The sequence below is a fragment of the Paenibacillus sepulcri genome (genome assembly GCF_042647105.1).
Taxonomy (GTDB): Bacteria; Bacillota; Bacilli; order Paenibacillales; family Paenibacillaceae; genus Paenibacillus_Z; species Paenibacillus_Z sepulcri.
Genome location: NZ_JBHRUP010000002.1, coordinates 694,716 through 714,231, shown reverse-complemented (window position 1 = coordinate 714,231; position 19,516 = coordinate 694,716). Strand labels below are relative to the sequence as shown.

The following is a 19,516-nucleotide window of genomic DNA, read 5'->3' as shown; positions in this document are numbered from 1 at the left end:
GCTTCCGACAAGGCGGGCTATATGACGGGCACTACGGTATACATGGACGGCGGCGCTCTGCTGCCGGTATGGGCGGATAAAGGCTAGGCGGAAGCGAAAGCGTCCGGGAATGCGGCATATGTGATTGGTAAACGGATGACGGCAGGCGACGCAGGACGAATCCAAGTGAAACGCAGGAGGAGACGAATCGTTATGAAAATCACCGATATGAAGCTATACCATGTGAAACCGCGCTGGTTGTTTCTGAAGATCGAGACCGACGAAGGGATAAGCGGGTGGGGAGAACCGATCGTCGAAGGCCGTGCGCTTACCGTCGCGACCGCGGTGGAAGAGCTGAAGCGCTACTTGATCGGCCAAGATCCGCTGCGCATCGAGCACCATTGGCAGATCATGTACCGGGGCACTTTTTACCGCGGCGGCCCGGTGCTGGTAAGCGCAATAAGCGGCATCGAGCAGGCGCTGTGGGATATTAAGGGCAAGTTCTACAACATGCCCGTCTACGAAATGCTCGGCGGCAAAGTACGCGAGACCATCCGCATGTACAGCCACTGCGGCGGGGCGACGCCGGACGAGATCGCGGCGAACGCGAAGAAGCGAATGGAAGCGGGCTTCACCGCGATCAAGATCGGCGTCGACGCGCCGGTGCGGCAGATCGACACGCTGGCGTTCGTGGAGAACGTGGCGAATAAGTTCGCGGCCATCCGTGAAGCAGCCGGCAGCAGGCTCGACATCGCCATTGATTTCCATGGGCGCGTCAGCCCGGCGATGTCAATCCGGCTTGCGGCCGCCCTGGAGCCGTATTACCCGATGTTCATCGAGGAACCGTGCCTGCCGGAGAACGTGGATGCGCTGCTGCGCGTCGCGCAGTCGACGAGCATTCCGATCGCCACCGGCGAGCGGCTGTTCACCCGCTGGGGCTTCCGCGAGGTGCTGGAGAAAGGCGCCGTCGCCATTGTCCAGCCGGATCTGTGCCATGCCGGCGGCATCTTCGAGGGCCGCAAAATCGCGGCGATGGCCGAGATGCATTATGCAAGCGTGGCTCCGCACAACCCGCTCGGGCCGATCTCGCTCGCTTCATGTCTCCAGCTCGACGCCTGTACGCCGAATTTCCTCATCCAGGAGCATCCGTCCTTGGCGGAGAAGTGGGACCTCGGCGAAGGCTATCTGAAACGGCCGTTTGTGGTCGAGGGCGGCAATATCGCCGTGCCGCAAGGCTCGGGCCTCGGCATCGAGATCAACGAGGAAGCGTTGATCGAACGCGGCTACGGCGGCGATTGGGATACGCCGAGACTGGCTTACGACGACGGCTCGTTCGCCGAATGGTAGGCGCGTTGGAAGAAGGCGGGGCCGTCGCATTCAAAGGCGCGGAAAGACCTGAAGCAATTCAGGTCAGAGGAAGGCATTGCGAAAGTTCGGGAGCTGACGAATGGGGAAGCGATTCGCGCACCAGCAGCGGTCGTGTTCATCAGAATGTTGCGAGCGCTAGGAATGATTGACTGATTCGTCGTGACTTGCGCAAATCAAATCCAGCCTGAGTGGAATAACTCCATTCAGGCTGACGCGAGGGGAAACAACAATGAAATTGAAAGTCGTACTTGTCGGAACGAAAGGCTGGGCCGATGCGCATGCCAAGGCATATCAAGCAAGCGACAGTATCGAACTTGTCGGGATTTGCGGACACTCGAATACAGAGAGATTGAATAAACTGGCTGATCGCTATCAGATTGCAACCCGTTCGTTGGATTTGGCCAAATTGCTGCAAGAGACGAGCCCCGATATTGTAGACATTGTCAGCAGCGCCGACGCTCGTCTGGAATTGATAAAGGTGGCCGTGCGATTTCCTGGCGTTAAGCTGATCAATATCGAGAAGCCGCTGGCGCTAACCCCGTCGGAAGCCTATGAAATCGAGGAACTTTGCAATACATACGGCAAGATGGTGCTGGTCAATCATCAGCATAAATATTTGCCGGCATGGCGCAAGGCGCAGCAATTGCTGCGTGATGGCGCGATCGGAGAGATCGAGTTTATTCGCGCTTCCACCAAGGTCAACATAATGGAGCAAGGCTCGCATCTGATTGATATGGTAATGTACTTTAATGATTTTAGTCCCGTCCGCTGGGTGATGGGACAAACCGGTCCGTATGAGGGCAAGGACAGCTCTTCAATCGTCGCGCCGGACGAGGCGATGGCCTCGATTTTGTTTGCCAACGGCGTGCGGGCTACGATTGAATGCGGCGCATTCGCGCGATCGCTCAAAGGTGAAACGAACCCGTTCTATCATATCGGAGTGGATGTATACGGCACAGAAGGGCACCTGAAGATCGCGCTTAATCAATCGCTGGAAGTGAGAAATTACATAACGGGCGAGCATACGATCGAAAAGTCGAGTTGGGAAGACAGTTACATGGATGCTTTGATCGATTATGTCAATTCCATTCCCGGATACGTGGCGAATCCGCAAGCCGGTCACATCTGCGATTTGGCTCATGCGATGCTGTCGTATCAAGTCATTATGGCCATCTACCATACTGCTGAATACGGAGGCAAGGTTGAATTGCCACATCGGTTTGAGGACAGTATTGTGGAGCGGTTTGCCGTCGATGCGGACCGGTGAACCAGCTCCATAAAACCGCTCGAAGGCTGCCGGCTTAATGGATTCGAAAGCTGAAATGAGGTTATCGGTGGCGTTAAATTGTACTGATCGATTTTCGAATGACAAGATTGGTAGACAGTAATACTTTCTTGTAACCTTGCGAGGTATTGTTGATGCTCTCGAACAGAAGTTTTGTCCCTTCATAACCAAGCACGTCGAAATGCTGCTTGACGGTGCTCAAAGAAACTTTGGCGAATTTGGAGCTTTCAATGTCATCGAAGCCCATGATGGATATTTGCTCCGGTATTTTGATGCCTTGCAGCGTAAGCTGCTCAATCACTTCGAGAGCCCGTCTGTCGTTCACGCAAAAGAGAGCGGTAAGCTCTCCTTTTTGAATTTGACTCAACAGCTTGGAATAGTCCAGATCCCGCTGAAGATATAAAATATCGTCATCTGGAGTACGTGAGGCGTTTACCATGGCATTGCGGTACCCGTTGTACCGTTCGTTCTCCGTACTCAGATGAAAATCATAAGCGGCAAATCCGATATTCCGGTGGCCTTGGGCAATCAGATACTCAACGGCTGCATATGCGCCGTCATGGTTGTTGCATGTAATACAGTTGACCGGATATCCGGACGGAAAGCGGTCGAGCATGACAAAAGGTATTGATTTTTTGCGAATTTCGTTGAGATACTCTTTTGCCGCGTCGGGGTTGGCTGAATAAATAAGCAGCCCCCGGTTCTCCGATTGAATCAGTTTCAGAATGAGTTCCCGTTCCTGCTCAACATCATTTTCCACAAATTCAATAATGAGCTTGCAGCCCTGCTGGTTCAAGAAGGACTGAACTCCTTTAATGATCTGCATATAGGAACTGTCATACATTTCGTTGCCGGAAATAATAAAGGTAACGTAATTGGACGTTTTATTGACAGAAGCCTCCTGATTCGCGACAAAGCTTCCTTTTCCCCTCACCCGATAAATGACCCCTTCATTGACCAGCTCCGTCAACGCTTTTCGCACCGTAATCGAGCTAACACCGAGCAGTTTGGAAAACTCTGATTCGCTCGGAATTCGATCATCCTTGCCGAGCTCATTTTTCTCTATTTGTAAAAGCACATAATCCTTTACCAGCTGATACTTTGGCAATATCGTATCTTTCTTGCTCATGTAAGCTCTCCTCTTATTGGACATATGTCCAATTATAACGCACTTTATAATAGAATGTATACTAACTTATTCTAAACCACTCGACTTCCATCGGCAAATAAGCCTTCCTGGCCAGACAAGCGTTTCAGCACTTGAGTTGACACAGACTAAGGATAGCAATCGCCCGCCAATCCTATATTCCCGGTGTGTTTCATTTCATCAAACCGGTTGTTCCCAGCCTCCATCCCAGCCCATGTGGCGCGAGCGGATGATTACGCAGTAAAAAATTAAGCATACTAACTTTTTATATTAAATTAAAAAAATCCATATTGACGCATAAAATAGTATGTGTTATTCTTCGCTTAGCATAATAACTTAAGGATTTGGGGCATGGAGAAACCGGCATTATCGTATAGCTAACGCAAGTGCAAAGTCGTACGGATGGACCTTCGGCAAACACGCTGCATGTCTATTTTGGAAGCGTTTAAACGTTGACAGAAGCGCACAAGAATTGAGTTTGCAAGCTTATTCAATTCATGTTTATTCGCATCATCTGCGAAGGAAGTCTGATAATATCAGTGCTCTATATGAGATGCAGTTAGTATGCGATGTTAAAGGCAAACTTGTTTAAGCCGAAATTTGAATGCGCTTCCAACTGCGCAAAGTCAGGTCCAATGACTTCTTTTGGTTGAAGGACTGACGGGGAGCAAACAATGACACGAAGCAAAAAGTAAAAGGGGTGTTTTTTTGGAAACAACCAATAAAAATCGATGGTCAAAAATGTGGAAACACCGATACCTTTACCTGATGGTGCTGCCTGGTTTTCTAACGGTACTCATATTCAGTTACTTTCCGATGTATGGGATAACCATTGCGTTTAAGGATTTCAGCGCTTCAAAAGGGATCATGGGAAGTCCTTGGATCGGATTTAAATATTTTAACACTTTTTTTCATGACCCGATGGCATTCAGAGTTTTAAAAAACACATTGCTTTTGGGTCTGTATACGTTGCTCTGGTCATTTCCTGCTCCAATTATACTTGCACTATTATTTAACGAACTAAGAAACAAGCATTTTAAAAAGATTGTACAGACGGTTTCTTACTTTCCTCATTTTATATCTGTTGTAATCGTTGCGGGAATGCTTAAGGATTTTACTGCAAGAGATGGTCTCTTTAATCATATCATTACATATTTTGGCGGAAGCCCGATCATGTTTCTCCTGGAACCGGGCTATTTCAGAACGATATTCATTTCTTCAGGCATATGGCAGGGCGTTGGTTTTGGAACCATAATCTATCTTGCTGCTTTGAGCGGGATAGACCCTACTTTTTATGATGTTGCTGAAGTGGATGGTGCCGGCAGATGGAAAAAGCTCGTGCACATCACTTGGCCGTCAATTAGACCGACAACAATCATATTACTCATATTCGCCTTAGGCGGAATACTGGGAACGGATTTCCAGAAAATTATCCTGCTTTATTCACCCGAAACGTATAGTGTGGCTGACGTCATCGGATCCTATGTATATCGACAAGGAATTTTAGGTGCAAGATATGAGTATTCCACTGCGATAGGATTATTCATGTCCGTTATATCCTTTATCATTCTTTATATCTCAAATTGGGTTAGCCGCAAGGCTTCAGAAACGAGTTTGTTTTAGGGGGGAGAACATTGAGAAAAGTCAGTTTGGGTTCCAGAACTTTTGATGCGATTAATATTTTCATTATGCTATTGATCCTTGTCGTTGTGCTATACCCCATTTTGAACATTATAGCTACATCCCTGAGCAGTGCACGGTACATATCCTCGGGAAGCCTTACGATTTGGCCGAGAGGCTTCACTACACAGGCATATGTAGATGTATTTCACGACGCCCTGATTTATAAGGGGTATATGAATTCTATTCTTTATGCAGTTGGTTCGACTGGCATTATGTTGTTGTTTACATCCTTATTGGCTTACCCGCTCACGGTTCCAGGATTTGCGGGAAAAAAATTCATTACCATATTTCTCATGATCACGATGTTTTTCAGTGGAGGCTTAATCCCTACCTACTTGCTTATGCGCAGTATGCATTTGTTAAATACGGTTTGGGTTATGATACTTCCCGGCGCGGTTGGAGCATACAATGTGTTCTTATTTAGAATTTTCTTTTTAAATGTTCCGGCAGAGTTGAAAGAATCAGCGGTCATTGATGGAGCAAATGATTTTGTGGTTCTATTTAGAATCATTTTACCGTTATCGAAAGCCCTTCTTGCAACTTTTGCTTTGTTTGGTTTAGTAGGAAGCTGGAACAGCTGGTTTGAAGCTTTAATCTACCTCAAGGATCAGGACAAGTATCCATTGCAGATGATTTTAAGAAACTATCTGTTCACCATGGATACAAGTGCTATTCAAGGAAGAGTAGGGGCTGGTAATATTGCCATTAATTCATCAGGAACTGCCCTTGATCCTAAGGCAATAAGAATGAGTGTAATCATTATTACCATGTTCCCCATTATGGTCATATACCCATTTTTTCAAAAGCACTTTACAAAGGGTGTATTGGTCGGAGCGATTAAGGGCTAATGAAAGGATCAAGGATTTGATGTAAAAAGATTTTCTTTTACGTCTTATCATAAAAAATATATTCATAGGGAGGAATTTGGGTGATTAAAAAGGCAAAAATGCTTAGCCTGATCATGATTTGTTTGCTCGCCTTTTCCGCATCGGCCTGCACCAACGCAAATGAAGCTTCTGATGATTCGAATGAAAGTGATACCTTATCTTTTTCTGTGACTCTAAGTTCAAATGGGGTGGATAACGAGAATAGTTTGGTGGGAAAAGAATGGAAGAAGCAGATGGAAGCAAAGCTGGGCAAAAAACTGAATATAACGTTTAATTATATTCCAGCATCCGAATATGATGAAAAAGTTAAACTCATGATTGCAAGTGATGATATGACAGATTTCTTCGTGACACCTTTATTCTATGATATTACGGATATGGCTAAGCAGGGCCAGATTCTTGAGTTAAGTCAATACAAGGATGATATGCCTAACTATATGAACTATCTCAGTAAGGTTAAAAATGGCATGGCACGAGTAACAAATTCCGAAGGTGAAATGTATTCTTTCAAAGAAACATCTACGCCCCGTTTTCCTTTGGATAAAGGAATGTTGATTCAGAATGTATCTGCATACAGATATGATATATTTCAGGCAAATAACATAAAAATTCCGCAAACTCTTGATGAATTTTATGACGCGGCAATAAAACTCAAACAGCTCTACCCGGATAAATATCCTATTGATACAAAATGGAACAGCTTAAGATCGCTTTTCTCCGCCAATCACGTGAAGGATGATATTTTCTGGGATGGAAGCAAATATGTGTATGGCATTTTTGATGAAGGATATCAAGACGCGATTCAATTCGCCAATAAGCTTTATGCAGAAAAGCTACTGGATCCTGAATATACAATCGATACAGATGATACGATCAAGAAAAAGGCTTTAAATGGAGATACCTTTATGTGGTTAACGCAGTGGTTTACAGAACCGGGCGATTATACCAGAACGGCTAATGACGATAAAACATTTGCTGTTTCACTGTATCCGGATAATCCAAAGTATGGTACAGCCTGGCAGGAAGTTGCTAATGGAAATACACCGGATTTAGGTTGGGCTACCTTCTGTATCAGTTCGAAAACCAAAAATCCTGAAGAGCTGATTAAGCTTATCGATTTGCAATATTCCGATGAAAATATGAGGCTCGTTACTTGGGGAATCGAGGGCACCACCTATAAAATCGGAGAAGACGGAAACCCGACCTTTGTGGATTCCTTTAAAACGGCAGCCGATCCATGGGTGGAAGGAGATAAATACGGTATCAGGGCAAGTAAAAAATATAATCCCGGTTTGCAAATGGTAAACGATTCAAAAGCATTCGTGGACTTTGCCGCAACTGATTATACTGTTTTTGATAATAAATATGAAGAAGTACCCATTGAAAAGTCGCCGTATTTAAGAAATTTACCTATGCCCAATAATGATTATGTTCCATCCTGGTATACGGAGCCGGCCATTCAATTTACACCGGACGAAAGCCAGGAAATATCCGAAATTATGAACCCGGTAAAAACCTTCGTTACTGAAGAGCAGGCGAAGTTTGTTGCAGGCAAGCAGAGCTTTGATAACTGGCCCAAATTTATAGACCAGGTTAAAAATATGGGAGATATCGATAAAGTGTTAAAGATCTATAACGATGCTGCGCAAAGAGTCCTATCCAAATAATTGGAGTAACCATCACAAATCGACAACAATCGGGAGGTAACGAGAGATGAAATTGAAGCCGTGGAAGAATGCGGGATTATGGGCATGCGCCATACTGATGGTCATGATGGCGCCTGGCGTTACGACGGCGGCGCAGGCAGCGGACAGCAGCGCCAAGCAGGAGGCAGGCAGCACGGTCCAAAAGAAAAAGGCGCCGTTCATGATTAAGGTCGTGGATGCCGGGACGGGCCGCGGCATTCCGCTCGTGGAGTTGAAGACAACGAATAGCATTCTGTATTACACGGACAGCGCCGGTATCGTGGCGTTTGATGAACCGGGCCTTATGGATCAGCAAGTATTCTTTCACATGTCCAGTGACGGCTACGAGGTGCCAACCGACATGTTCGGTTACCGCGGCCAGGCCGTCGACGTAACACCCGGCGGGAGCGTCACGCTGAAGATGAACCGGGTCAATATTGCCGAGCGGTTGTACCGGGTTACCGGACAGGGCATATACCGCGACAGTTTGCTGCTCGGCTTGAACGCGCCGATTCAAGAGCCGGTTATCAACGGTCTGGTCATGGGCCAGGATTCCGTGCAAACGATCGAGTATAACAATAAGCTGTACTGGTTCTGGGGGGATACGGACAGACCGGCCTACCCGCTGGGGAATTTCCGCACGACGGGCGCGACGTCAAAGCTGCCGCAAAAAGGCGGACTGGACCCGGATGTCGGCGTTGATCTGCACTATTTCACCAATGAGGACGGTTTTGTGAAAAGCATGGTGCCTTCTCTTCCCGACGGGGCGAACATGGCCTGGATTTTCGGTCTGATGACGGCCAAGGACAGCACGGGAAAAGAGCGCCTCCTCACAGGCTACAGCACGCTAAATCCAGATTTGACCGCGCGCGGCATTCTCGTCTTTAACGATCTGACAGAGCAATTCGAGCAGGTCGTCCAGTTCCCCTCCAAGGACGACTGGCGCCATCCGGGCGGCCAGGCGACCTATTACGAGGAGAACGGCAAGGGCTATTGGCTCTTTACCGAGCATCGGATTCCGAATTTGCGCGTTGCCGCCAGTTATGACGCCATTATTGACTATACCGAATACGAGTCGTTTACGTGCCTGGCGCCGGGATCGACCTATGACGGGGCTAATACGTCGCTCGAACGCGACTTGAACGGCAAGCTCGTTTGGGCCTGGAAAAAGAACACCCCGCCGGTCAGCCAGGATCAGGAGAAGGAGCTGATTAATCTCGGTCTGATCAAAGCGGACGATCAGCGCTACTATCAATTGAAAGATGCCGATACCGGTGATGAAATTGCGCTGGCCCAAAGCTCTGTTGAGTGGAACGAATACCGGCAGCGCTATGTGATGATTGGACAGCAGACTCTTGGGAAAACATCGGTTCTCGGGGAGATCTGGTATGCGGAGGCGCCTGCGCCGCAGGGTCCTTGGACAACGGCCAAAAAAATCATTACACATAACAATTACACATTCTATAACCCGGCTCAGCATAAGTTCTTCTTCGAAGACGGCGGCCGCGTCATTTACTTCGAGGCGACCTATACGAATACATTCACGGATCATGTTGCGACGCCGCGCTACAACTATAATCAGGTGATGTATAAACTCGACTTGACTAATCCGGCACTAGGCCTTCCATCCGTTCAAGGAACTGCCTGAGCGGGGTATGGTGTATGGATCGGTATCCTTTGAAGACCTGCAGCCGATATTCGGATGCAGGTTTTCTGCTTTTTATCATGGATGAACCGTCATGTACGCGCGAAATCCCGTTATTGTGCATGAATTGGAGGATTGAACCATTGAATGTGGCGGCACTGCGCGGGTAAGATGGCGGTACATGCAGATAAAGGAGGTGAATAGCGGGAAAAGAAGCAATCGCAACCCGAATGTTGTAAGCAGGTTGCGGCCAATCTGGTGGGTATAGAAGGAAATAAAATCGAAAACAGGAGGTTCAGCATGAAAAGATGGTTAGCAATCGTTTTATGTATTGTCCTTGGTCTTTCTTTATTCCAGCCACCGATTCCAACTGCAAAAGCGAGCTATGATGCGATATCGGCATTTCCGGGGGCAGAAGGCTTCGGTTATTCCGCAGCAGGGGGCCGCGGAGGCGAAGTATACCACGTGACCAGCTACGAGCTTACCGGTCCGGGGACGTTCCACGATGCGCTCATGACCGCCGGAACGACACCGAGAACCATCGTATTTGATATTTCGGGCGAAATTACGATCCCCCAGATCGTAGTAAGTGACAAATCCAGGATCACCATTGCTGGTCAGACCGCGCCGAGGGACGGAGTGACCATCCGGGGCAACAATATTCGCTTTATCAATTGCAGTGATATCGTCATCCGATATTTGCGCTTTCGCATGGGCGTTCAGAATTTTAATGACGATACGATGTATTTCGAAGATTGCCAGAACGTGATCATCGATCACTCCTCGTTCTCATGGGGGACCGATGAAGTGTTATCTATCAAGAGCAAGGATTACGATAATCCTAAATCCAAAAATATTACAGTGCAGTGGTCGATCATTTCAGAAGGGCTTCTCACCCACTCCATGGGCGGGTTAATCGAAATGAATACGATCACCATGCATCATAACCTCTATGCCCATAACAACGACCGCAATCCCAAAACGAAGGGCCAGATCGATTTCGTGAACAATATCATCTACAACTGGGGCGGTTACCCCTATGTAGCCGGCGGTGAATCCGGCACCAAAGGCTATGGAAATGTGACTGGAAATTATTTTATTGCAGGCGTTAACTCGGCAAGCCCCCAATATGCGGTTGTGCGGGGGAACGAGAATTATAGCCTGTACCTTGAAAACAACCGCATTGACAGCAACAAAAACGGCATTCTCGATGGAACGGATACAGGGACCGGGATGATGGAGGCCGAAAAGCCCAGCGTCGTGGTTCCGGAGCGTTTCGAATATCCTCCGGTTCATATGCAGGATCCAGAGGTCGCATACGATTATATTCTGGATCACTCCGGTGCGTCGCTCGTCCGGGACAAGGTGGATCAGCGGGTGATCAACAGCGTACGGAAGCAAACCGGCGTCATTATCGGTCATGAGAACGACGTCGGAGGGTTTCCGCATCTGGCACAAGGAAGAGCCCCCCGCGACACGGACCTTGACGGGATGCCCGATGCATGGGAAAAGGCGAAAGGACTGAATCCGAACAATCCGGAGGATCGGAACGGCGACAGGAACAAAGACGGCTACACGAACCTCGAGGATTACCTGAATAAACTGGCGGCGCCGGGCTTCCCCGTGAATTACCCTGAAGCCCCGCCGGCATGGTCAGGAACGCCATTCATCCCGCCAGTCGAGCCAACGACGGAGCCTGAATCAGGGCCGGTGCCCAGTTTGGACGGGAATGCGGTCAGGAGCGTTGTTGTCCGAGATAACAGCAGCAACGGAAGCGGCAATGCGGCCAACTGGTCGGTAGAAGAGAATCTGCAGACGGGAGACTTCGTGGCTGGGGATCGATTGACCGGCAGCAGTGTGTATAAATTCGTTACCATACCTGATGAATTGAAGGGCATGGAATGGATTCGGTCGGCGGTGGGTTCCAGAAGCGCCACGAGCGACGATTTGCTCTCCTTCTATTTGGCAGCCGATGCAGATGTGTATGTCGCCCACGATTCAAGGATAACGACCCGGCCGCTATGGCTGACATCCTCCTACGAAGATACGGCGCTGATCATCGCAGATGACCAGCCGGTGCAGTTCAAGCTTTACAAGAAGCATTATACAGCGGGCTCTTACGTTACAATGGGGGCCAATAACAGCACCTCCAGCATGAACTACTTCGTCATCCTTAAACCGGCAAATCCGGAAGCGGCTCCCCCTGCGGAATCGCCCTCGGGATTGAATGGGCAGCTGACGGACGGCCCTGAGGTTTCACTCCACTGGGAGCCCGTAAGCGGAGCGGGCGCATATCTGATCTACCGTTCCACGTCAATGGATCCTTACTTTAAAGTCATTGGAAATTCCAATACCACGGAGTACAAGGACACTGCTCCTGTGATGGGAGTTACCTATCATTATAAAGTGACAGACTTAAATGCCGGTGGCGAATCCCCGCACTCCGCATCGGTGGAAGTATTGGCATACGATGCAACGAAGCCGCTCCCGCCAGCGCCGTCAGGACTAAAGATTACAGCGGCAAAGAGTATCTCCGCAGCGCTTGCATGGACGCCTGTTGACGGCGCCGTCAGCTATGTGATTCACAGGGCAGATTCCCCGGAGGGTGCGTATCACAATTTAGGCAGTGTTTCAACAACGGCATATACCGATAAGACGGTGAGTCCTTCTATGACGTATTACTATAAAGTTTCCACGACGGCGCTTGGCGGAGAATCCGCAGCGTCCGACAGCGTCAGCACGACGACGAATCCGCCGGTGGCGATTCCGCAAGTGCCTGCAGGCTTGTCTGCCGGCGATGTTGCGACCTCCTCATTGGCAATTGCATGGAAGCCGGTTGACGATGTTGAAGGTTATAATATTTACAGGAAAGGAAATGGCGAGAACGAGTTTGTCCGAATAGACAGCACAGTTTCACCCCGTTATATCGACGACAGCGTTAGCGTGGACCATACAGGTTACAGCTACAAGGTGACAGCGGAGAACGAGATGGGCGAGTCGGCTCCGTCCGATGAACTTGATATCGCCATGCCCTTGCCTGCCAAGCCTTCGAATCTCTTTGTCGGTTTGAAGGGTAAAACATTCGTCGGACTTGTATGGACGTCCCATGGCGAAGCGACCCAATACAATATTTTCAGGGAATCCGAAGGAGAACCGGCTCAATACGTGGGGTATGCCAAGGTAGATACGTATTACGACCGCACCGTCGAACCAGGAGTGGAGTACACGTACTATATCAAAGGCAAAAGCGCCAGCGGAGAATCGGAACCTTCCAATTCCGTAGTGGTCAGGACGCTCGGGGCACCAGGGAAGTGACACTTCCCGTAACGGCTCGCGTGCCTGAAAAACAAGCAAACCAATAACCTTGAAGAAGCTTCCAGCAGCGACTGCTTCCCGATATGTGAGCCGGGGAGCAGTCTTTTTAAGTTGTTCTACAACTGCCTGGGGACAAGATATACATGAATAAGGCATGATCGAAATACTATGACTCTTGCTTGTTGCCGGTATCGATATGGGCGGCCATCTTAAGAGATAATATTACCCATAATGAGAAGAAAGCGCTATTACATGGAAATGGGGTGAATGTTATGATTTAAATGAGATAGCTTCCAGACATAAATGTGGGATTAATTGAAGACTTGAATGTCTGGGAATCTTCCATTTCAGAAGAATGAAGGAGGGAAAGCGTATAATGATGGAACAACAGGCGAAGCCGGTTCGGATTACGGAACGGATGGACAACAATTGGAAATTTCAACTCGGCGATATGGAAGGGGCATCCGCGGAGGATTTTTCCGATACAGGCTGGAGAACGTTGAATCTTCCCCACGATTGGAGCGTGGAAGGGGAATTCGCCATTGATCACCCGGCAGGGGGCGACGGTGCTTATTTGCCTGCAGGGATCGGGTGGTACCGAAAGCGCTTCTCTATTCCCGGGGACTGGAAGGAGCATAACGTCTCCGTCAGATTCGACGGCGTATACATGAACAGCGAGGTTTGGATCAACGGATGCTGTCTGGGTAAACGGCCGAACGGTTATGTCAGCTTTCATTATGATTTGACGCCTTACTTGCATTGGGATGGACGCAGCAATACGATGGCGGTTCGAGTCGATAATTCGGAACAGCCGAACTCGCGCTGGTACACGGGTTCGGGCATATATCGACATGTTTGGCTGATCCGCGCCGGACGTGCGAGAATCGATCATTGGGGTGTTTGCGTAACTACCCCGGACGTTTCGGAGACTTTGGCCATGGCTAAGGTGACAACGAGAATAATAAATGAGCTCGGAGAGAGTCAGTACGCACGCCTGAGATCTGAAATCGCCGATGCGGATGGGAATACCCTTGCATCGAAGCAGACAGGTGCTTTTCTTGCCGGGGATACGCATGACATGACCCTGGAGCTCCAGATAAACAATCCGAAGCTGTGGTCGGACGTAAATCCGTACATGTATACGCTGAAATCAACTTTATGGGTGGGAGACCGCTTAACAGATGAGACCGCGACGCCTTTCGGTTTTCGTTCCATTTCGTTTGATGCCGATCGCGGCTTTATTATCAATGGCCAACGAGTGAAGCTGAACGGGGTATGCCTGCATCATGACGGCGGCTGCGTCGGTGCGGCCGTTCCAGACAGGGTTTGGGAAAGAAGGCTCCGCCTGCTGAAGGAGATGGGCTGCAATGCCATCAGGATGAGCCACAATCCTCCTTCGTCCGAATTGCTGGATCTATGCGACAGGATGGGCTTCTTCGTCATGGACGAAGCGTTCGACGAATGGACGCATTCCAAGGCCAAGAGCGGATCGATGGCATACGGCTATTATAAATATTTCGATGAATGGTGGGAACGCGATTTGACTTCCATGCTTCATCGGGATCGGAATCATCCTTCCATCATACTATGGAGCGTCGGCAACGAAATACCGGAGCAGTCGCAATCCGTCGGTCCCGAAATTTTGAAGAAGCTCATTGAGGTATGCCGCAGGGAGGACGCGACCCGTCCGGTTACGTTAGCTTGCGATAATATCAGCGCGGACATCAACGCGGCAGCGGAATCGTTCTTCGAACTGCTGGATGTGGTGGGCTATAATTATGTAAACAGATGGCGCGGACGGACTGAAACCCTCTATGCGGAAGACAGGCTCCAATATCCGAGGATGAAAATCATCGGAAGCGAACACTCAACCGTGCGCAGCACAAGGGCGGATTATCGCTTGCGTCAACCGCTTATAGCGGATACGAGGAAGGATGAAGCTGCGCCTTGGCGAAATCCCCCCTATTATTCGGGCATGATCCGTGCCGAACGGCTTTGGAAATTTACACGAATGCACGATTATGTGGCAGGCGACTTCATGTGGACCGGAATCGATCATTTGGGCGAAGCGCGCTGGCCGAACAAGAATAGCAGCTCGGGCGTCCTCGACATGTGCGGATTTCCGAAGGACGGCTATTATTTCTACCAAAGCCAATGGACGGCGGAGCCGATGATACATCCATTTCCCCATTGGAACTGGGAGGGCTGCGAAGGAGAGATTATTCCGGTTTTGTGTTACACGAATTGCGATACAGTCGAATTGTTCGTGAACGGCAAATCATACGGCGTCAAGAGCTGCGAGTTCCCTCTGCAAGGGATGACAAAACGGTACGGCCATTACGACAAGCACTTCATTCATGCCACAACCTCGGATCTGCACCTGACCTGGGACGTTCCTTACGAGCCGGGACGGCTTGAATTTGTCGGAACCCGGGATGGCATAGAGGTTTGTGCTGCGGAGATAGCGACGACCGGCAAGCCGGTACGGATCGAAGCAGCAGCTGACAGCGACCAGATTTCGGCAGACGGTATGGATGTCGCGCATGTCACGGTCCGTTTGTTGGACGATCAGGGCAAACTTGTGCGCACCTCCGATTGTCCGGTTATTGTCACGGTGGAAGGAGCGGGACTCCTGATCGGGGCAGATAACGGGAATCCGGAGAGCCACGAGTCCTTCAAATCGAATATCAGATCAACTTACGGCGGCATGTGCCTGGCAATCGTTCAGTCCGACTCTCAATCGGGATCGATCATAGTACGGGTGGAAGCAGCAGGTATGGAGGCTGCGCAGACGATTATTCAGACAAAACAGGAGTAGACCGAACGGAATGATGCATGGAAGTCAAATGGCTTTGGCGGCAGCTCCAAGTATTAAATCTCCTGAATTTTCATGATCATAGAGAACATTGGAAATTTACGCCTTTTCTCCTGGAATGTAAAACGTTATATTAAATAATGCAAGCGCTTTATCACGGATGATAGGCGTGCTCCCTATGTATAAGCGTTGTTATTTACGGTCCGCAGCAGAAGTTTCGCAGGTTAGCCTGAGTTCTCCAAAAAAGGGGGGAGAAGCTTGAAGCTGTTGGTTGTCGACGATGAGAAAATGACGAGAGAGGGAATCGCGAGAAGTATCGAGGGCGGGCTGTCTATTCAACAGATCGAGCTGGCGGACTCCGGAATCACCGCAATCGAAAAGCTGGACGCCTTTCAGCCGGATATAATCTTGACGGACGTGCGCATGCCGCTCATGGACGGAATTGAATTTGCGGCCAGAGTCCGGATCCTGCTGCCGGACTGCAAGATCATATTCATGAGCGGATTTACAGACAAGGAATATTTAAAATCGGCCATACAATTGAAAGCGCTTAACTATATTGAAAAGCCGATTGATTTTGACGAGCTGAAAGAAGCCCTGCAAACGGCCGTCAATCTCAGGCTGGAAGAACAGTTGAACAAACAGCGTGTTTCCGAGCTGAACCGTACATTGCTTGAGAGCATCCCGCTGATTAAGGCGGAAATTGCGTCGCAGCTCATGACCGGCAAATCCGATATTGAGCATCTTCTGGCCAGGGCGCGCTCGGCTGGACTTGCATTGCCGAGGCGAGGTTTTTGTCAGACGGTCATCGTGAGATTTGATCCCCGCCAAAGCGGCTGGACGGATTCGGAATGGATGTCGATACGCTTGCGGATTAATCGTGAGGCAGAGGCGTTTTTCATCGAGAAAGGCTACGAATGCCTGTCCGTTTTGAAGGATGGCTCGGCCATGGTATGCCATCTGTTAAACATGCGGTCACCGATTCCCACAAGTATGCTCGAGGCCTTAGCCGAACTGCTGTCCGCGGCGAATTCGGAGCAGCTCCATCTGACCATTGCCTGCGGAGATCCGGTCAGTGAAATGGAGCAAATTTTCCAGTCGTATAAACAAGCAAACTCGCTGCTCCCTGCTTCTTTTTACCACGCAAGCGGTTCCGTGTTAACACGGACGGAAATGACCCCCGTGATCGTCTTCGATCCTTCCATACCTGGTATTTTCGCGGATTGCATAGCCTTGGAGAAGCAATCCAAAGCAGAACAAATTCTTGTCGATTTGGCGGTCGATCTAAGGCTGCATGACCAGACGCCAGTCGAATCGACGAAGTATTATTTCTTCAAGCTGCTTACGCCACTCTTTGAAGACAATGAGAAGTGGTGCGGCCATGAAACGGACCATTCGCTGTATTGGGACATTCTCAATCGCTTTGTATCGCTTCACGACATCGTCGACTTCGCACTGCAGACGCTCCATCGCCACTTCGACGAGTATCAAAAGCAGAAAGGAACGAGGCGAATCGTCAGGGAAGTGATCCGTTATATCCAGGCTTCCTACGCGGACGAAGCGCTGTCCATTCAAAAAATATGCGGACATACTTTTTTGACTCCGGCATACTTGTGCAGCTTGTTTAAGCTGCACACGAATCAAACAATCAACGGATATTTAACCGAATACCGCATTAATAAGGCCAAATCCCTCATGTCTGACTCCAAGCTGACGATCCAGCAAATCGCTGTGCTTGTCGGCTACAGCAACAGCAATTATTTTGCCAAGGTATTCCGCAAGATGGTTGGCATGACGCCTACGGAATACAGGGAAGGATTAATATGAAGCCTATGCGGAGCCTATATCACAAACTCTTGTATGACATGAAGCTGCGCCACAAAATATTGCTATCCTATCTTGTCCTGATCGTCATCCCGCTCGGGCTGTTTCAGTGGCTTGCTTCGGATAAAATGTCCGGCTTGCTGGAGCAGCATATTTATTACTCGGCCAAGCAGGGATTCGAGCAGACATTCTCCTTCCTCAGCTACAAGCTGGATAAAATGGCAGAAACGACGGATGTAATCGTGGTCAATGGACCGGTCGTCCAGGCGATGGAAGATTCGGCGCGATCCACCGTAAACCGGCAGTTGGATGATTATACTTCATTGAAGCAATTTTTGCGCGCATTGCAGAACAAAGATGTGTCACGGGTCGCTCTATACGTGCCGGATGACCTTATTTATGCCTCGGATCATCAAAACTTCTACCCCCTGGTCTTGGGACCGGACTCCGAATGCCTGCGAAAAATGAAAACGGAGAAGATGGCCTACCTATGGTGTACCCCGTCGGAATTGGGATATGAAACGGGAACCAGCGATGGACACATTTATCTGACCCGTTATATTCGCCATTCCAACAATTATTTGCTGCCGGTTGCCCGCGTAAGCCTTGAGATCGATAACACCACGATCCAGACGATTCTTAACGGTGCTAATGTGGTCAAGGATAGCGTCAGCTATTTGGTATCGTCGGACGACCGGATTATTGTCTCATCCGTTTCCAAGACAGATTTGATTCACCTGCCAAACCTGCCTGTGCCGGATTCGGAATTCCAATCGGCATCGGTTCATATTGGTGACCGCTATTATCTGTATCATTCGATTCCGTCCTCGCACTGGGCAATGGTCACGTCAATCCCCTTGCAAGAAATCGTTTCCGGGAGCGCAAAGCTCAAATACGATCTGTATCTTTGGGTCGTTGCCATCGCGACAATCGCTTACCTGTTCGCCTTCTGGCTCGCGCATTCGATTACGCGGCGAATCTCCCAACTAATAAGACGTTTACGAAACATCGAGAAGGGCGGCTTGATCGCATTGAACCGAATGGGGGGGAAAGACGAGATCGGTGAACTGGTTCACACTTACAATTTGATGATCCACCGCATCGAGCAGATGAACCAGGAGCAGTTCAAACTGGGACAGGAGGTGAAGAATGCCGAACTAAAGGCTTTACAATCCCAGATCAATCCTCATTTTCTATACAATACACTGGATCTGATCAATTGGATGGCTGCCAGGGGGATGCAGAGGGATATCCATCGCATCATTAAAGCGCTTAGCAGGTTCTATAAGCTCAGCCTGAATAACGGGAAGGATATGATAACGATTCGTGACGAGCTTAGTCATATATCCTTCTATATGGAAATCCAGAACATGCGGTTCGAGAACAAAATTTCATTCCGCATCGATGTGCATGAAGATGTGATGGCATATATCATTCCCAAAATTACGCTGCAGCCGATTGTAGAGAATGCGATCTATCACGGTATTCTGGAACGGGCGAGCCGAACGGGGGAGATAGTGGTGACGGGGAGAAAAGAAGGCTCGGACCTTATTATCTGCGTCAAAGACGACGGCATCGGAATGAAAGAAGAACAGCTGCTGGGGATTGCCAGGGGGGAGACATTAAGCGGCTCGGGAAGCGGGTATGGGGTAAAGAACGTTAAGCTGCGTATTTCGCAGCGCTTCGGGGATGCGTACGGATTGGTGTTCCGAAGCGTGGAGGGCGTCGAAACGACGGTTGAAATCCATATTCCGGCTGTCCATTCCGTGGATCTGACGGAATGCTGACGAGACGGCTGGATGCACAAGCAATGCCGAAAGAATTTACCCTTATTCAATGAATAATACGATTTACCCGTACCGGTATCATTGTTACGATAGTAG

11 protein-coding genes are annotated in these 19,516 nt (G+C 49.2%); 10 read left to right on the top strand and 1 reads right to left on the bottom strand.

Annotated features, from left to right (window positions below):
* Positions 1-192: 192 nt before the first annotated feature.
* Both dgoD and ACFOLF_RS37980 read left to right on the top strand, forming a co-directional pair.
* Complete coding sequence (gene dgoD, locus ACFOLF_RS37985) at positions 193-1,326, top strand: galactonate dehydratase (RefSeq protein WP_210045924.1); 1,134 nt, start codon at positions 193-195, stop codon at positions 1,324-1,326.
* A gap of 250 nt (positions 1,327-1,576) precedes the next feature.
* The gene (locus ACFOLF_RS37980) at positions 1,577-2,614 is read left to right on the top strand and encodes a Gfo/Idh/MocA family protein (RefSeq protein ID WP_210045923.1); all 1,038 of its coding nucleotides are present in this window, start codon (positions 1,577-1,579) and stop codon (positions 2,612-2,614) included.
* Positions 2,615-2,687: 73 nt separating this feature from the next.
* Here ACFOLF_RS37980 and ACFOLF_RS37975 read toward each other — a convergent pair whose 3' ends face one another.
* Positions 2,688-3,761, bottom strand: coding sequence for a GntR family transcriptional regulator (locus ACFOLF_RS37975; RefSeq protein WP_210045922.1), 1,074 nt, complete (start codon positions 3,759-3,761; stop codon positions 2,688-2,690).
* A gap of 759 nt (positions 3,762-4,520) precedes the next feature.
* On the opposite strand from ACFOLF_RS37975, the gene ACFOLF_RS37970 reads away from it, so the two are divergent.
* From ACFOLF_RS37970 to ACFOLF_RS37935, 8 genes are all read left to right on the top strand, one after another.
* Entirely contained in the window at positions 4,521-5,402 is an 882-nt protein-coding gene (locus ACFOLF_RS37970) for an ABC transporter permease (protein ID WP_379113671.1), read from the top strand.
* Positions 5,403-5,413: 11 nt separating this feature from the next.
* The gene (locus tag ACFOLF_RS37965) at positions 5,414-6,310 is read left to right on the top strand and encodes a carbohydrate ABC transporter permease (protein WP_210045920.1); all 897 of its coding nucleotides are present in this window, start codon (positions 5,414-5,416) and stop codon (positions 6,308-6,310) included.
* Positions 6,311-6,390: 80 nt separating this feature from the next.
* Positions 6,391-8,016, top strand: a complete 1,626-nt coding sequence (locus tag ACFOLF_RS37960; RefSeq protein ID WP_210045919.1) for an extracellular solute-binding protein — start codon at positions 6,391-6,393, stop codon at positions 8,014-8,016.
* Between the two features lie 46 nt (positions 8,017-8,062).
* A complete protein-coding gene (locus ACFOLF_RS37955; protein ID WP_210045918.1) occupies positions 8,063-9,682 on the top strand; it encodes a hypothetical protein in 1,620 nt (539 codons plus the stop codon).
* A 297-nt stretch (positions 9,683-9,979) separates the two neighbouring features.
* Positions 9,980-12,994 (top strand): pectate lyase family protein, encoded by a 3,015-nt coding sequence (locus ACFOLF_RS37950; RefSeq protein WP_210045917.1) that lies wholly within the window; start codon positions 9,980-9,982, stop codon positions 12,992-12,994.
* Positions 12,995-13,370: 376 nt separating this feature from the next.
* Positions 13,371-15,812 (top strand): glycoside hydrolase family 2 TIM barrel-domain containing protein, encoded by a 2,442-nt coding sequence (locus tag ACFOLF_RS37945; RefSeq protein WP_210045916.1) that lies wholly within the window; start codon positions 13,371-13,373, stop codon positions 15,810-15,812.
* A gap of 255 nt (positions 15,813-16,067) precedes the next feature.
* The gene (locus tag ACFOLF_RS37940) at positions 16,068-17,636 is read left to right on the top strand and encodes a response regulator (RefSeq protein ID WP_210045915.1); all 1,569 of its coding nucleotides are present in this window, start codon (positions 16,068-16,070) and stop codon (positions 17,634-17,636) included.
* A complete protein-coding gene (locus ACFOLF_RS37935) occupies positions 17,633-19,420 on the top strand; it encodes a cache domain-containing sensor histidine kinase (RefSeq protein WP_210045914.1) in 1,788 nt (595 codons plus the stop codon). The genes ACFOLF_RS37940 and ACFOLF_RS37935 overlap by 4 nt, the downstream gene beginning before the upstream one ends.
* Positions 19,421-19,516: the final 96 nt, after the last annotated feature.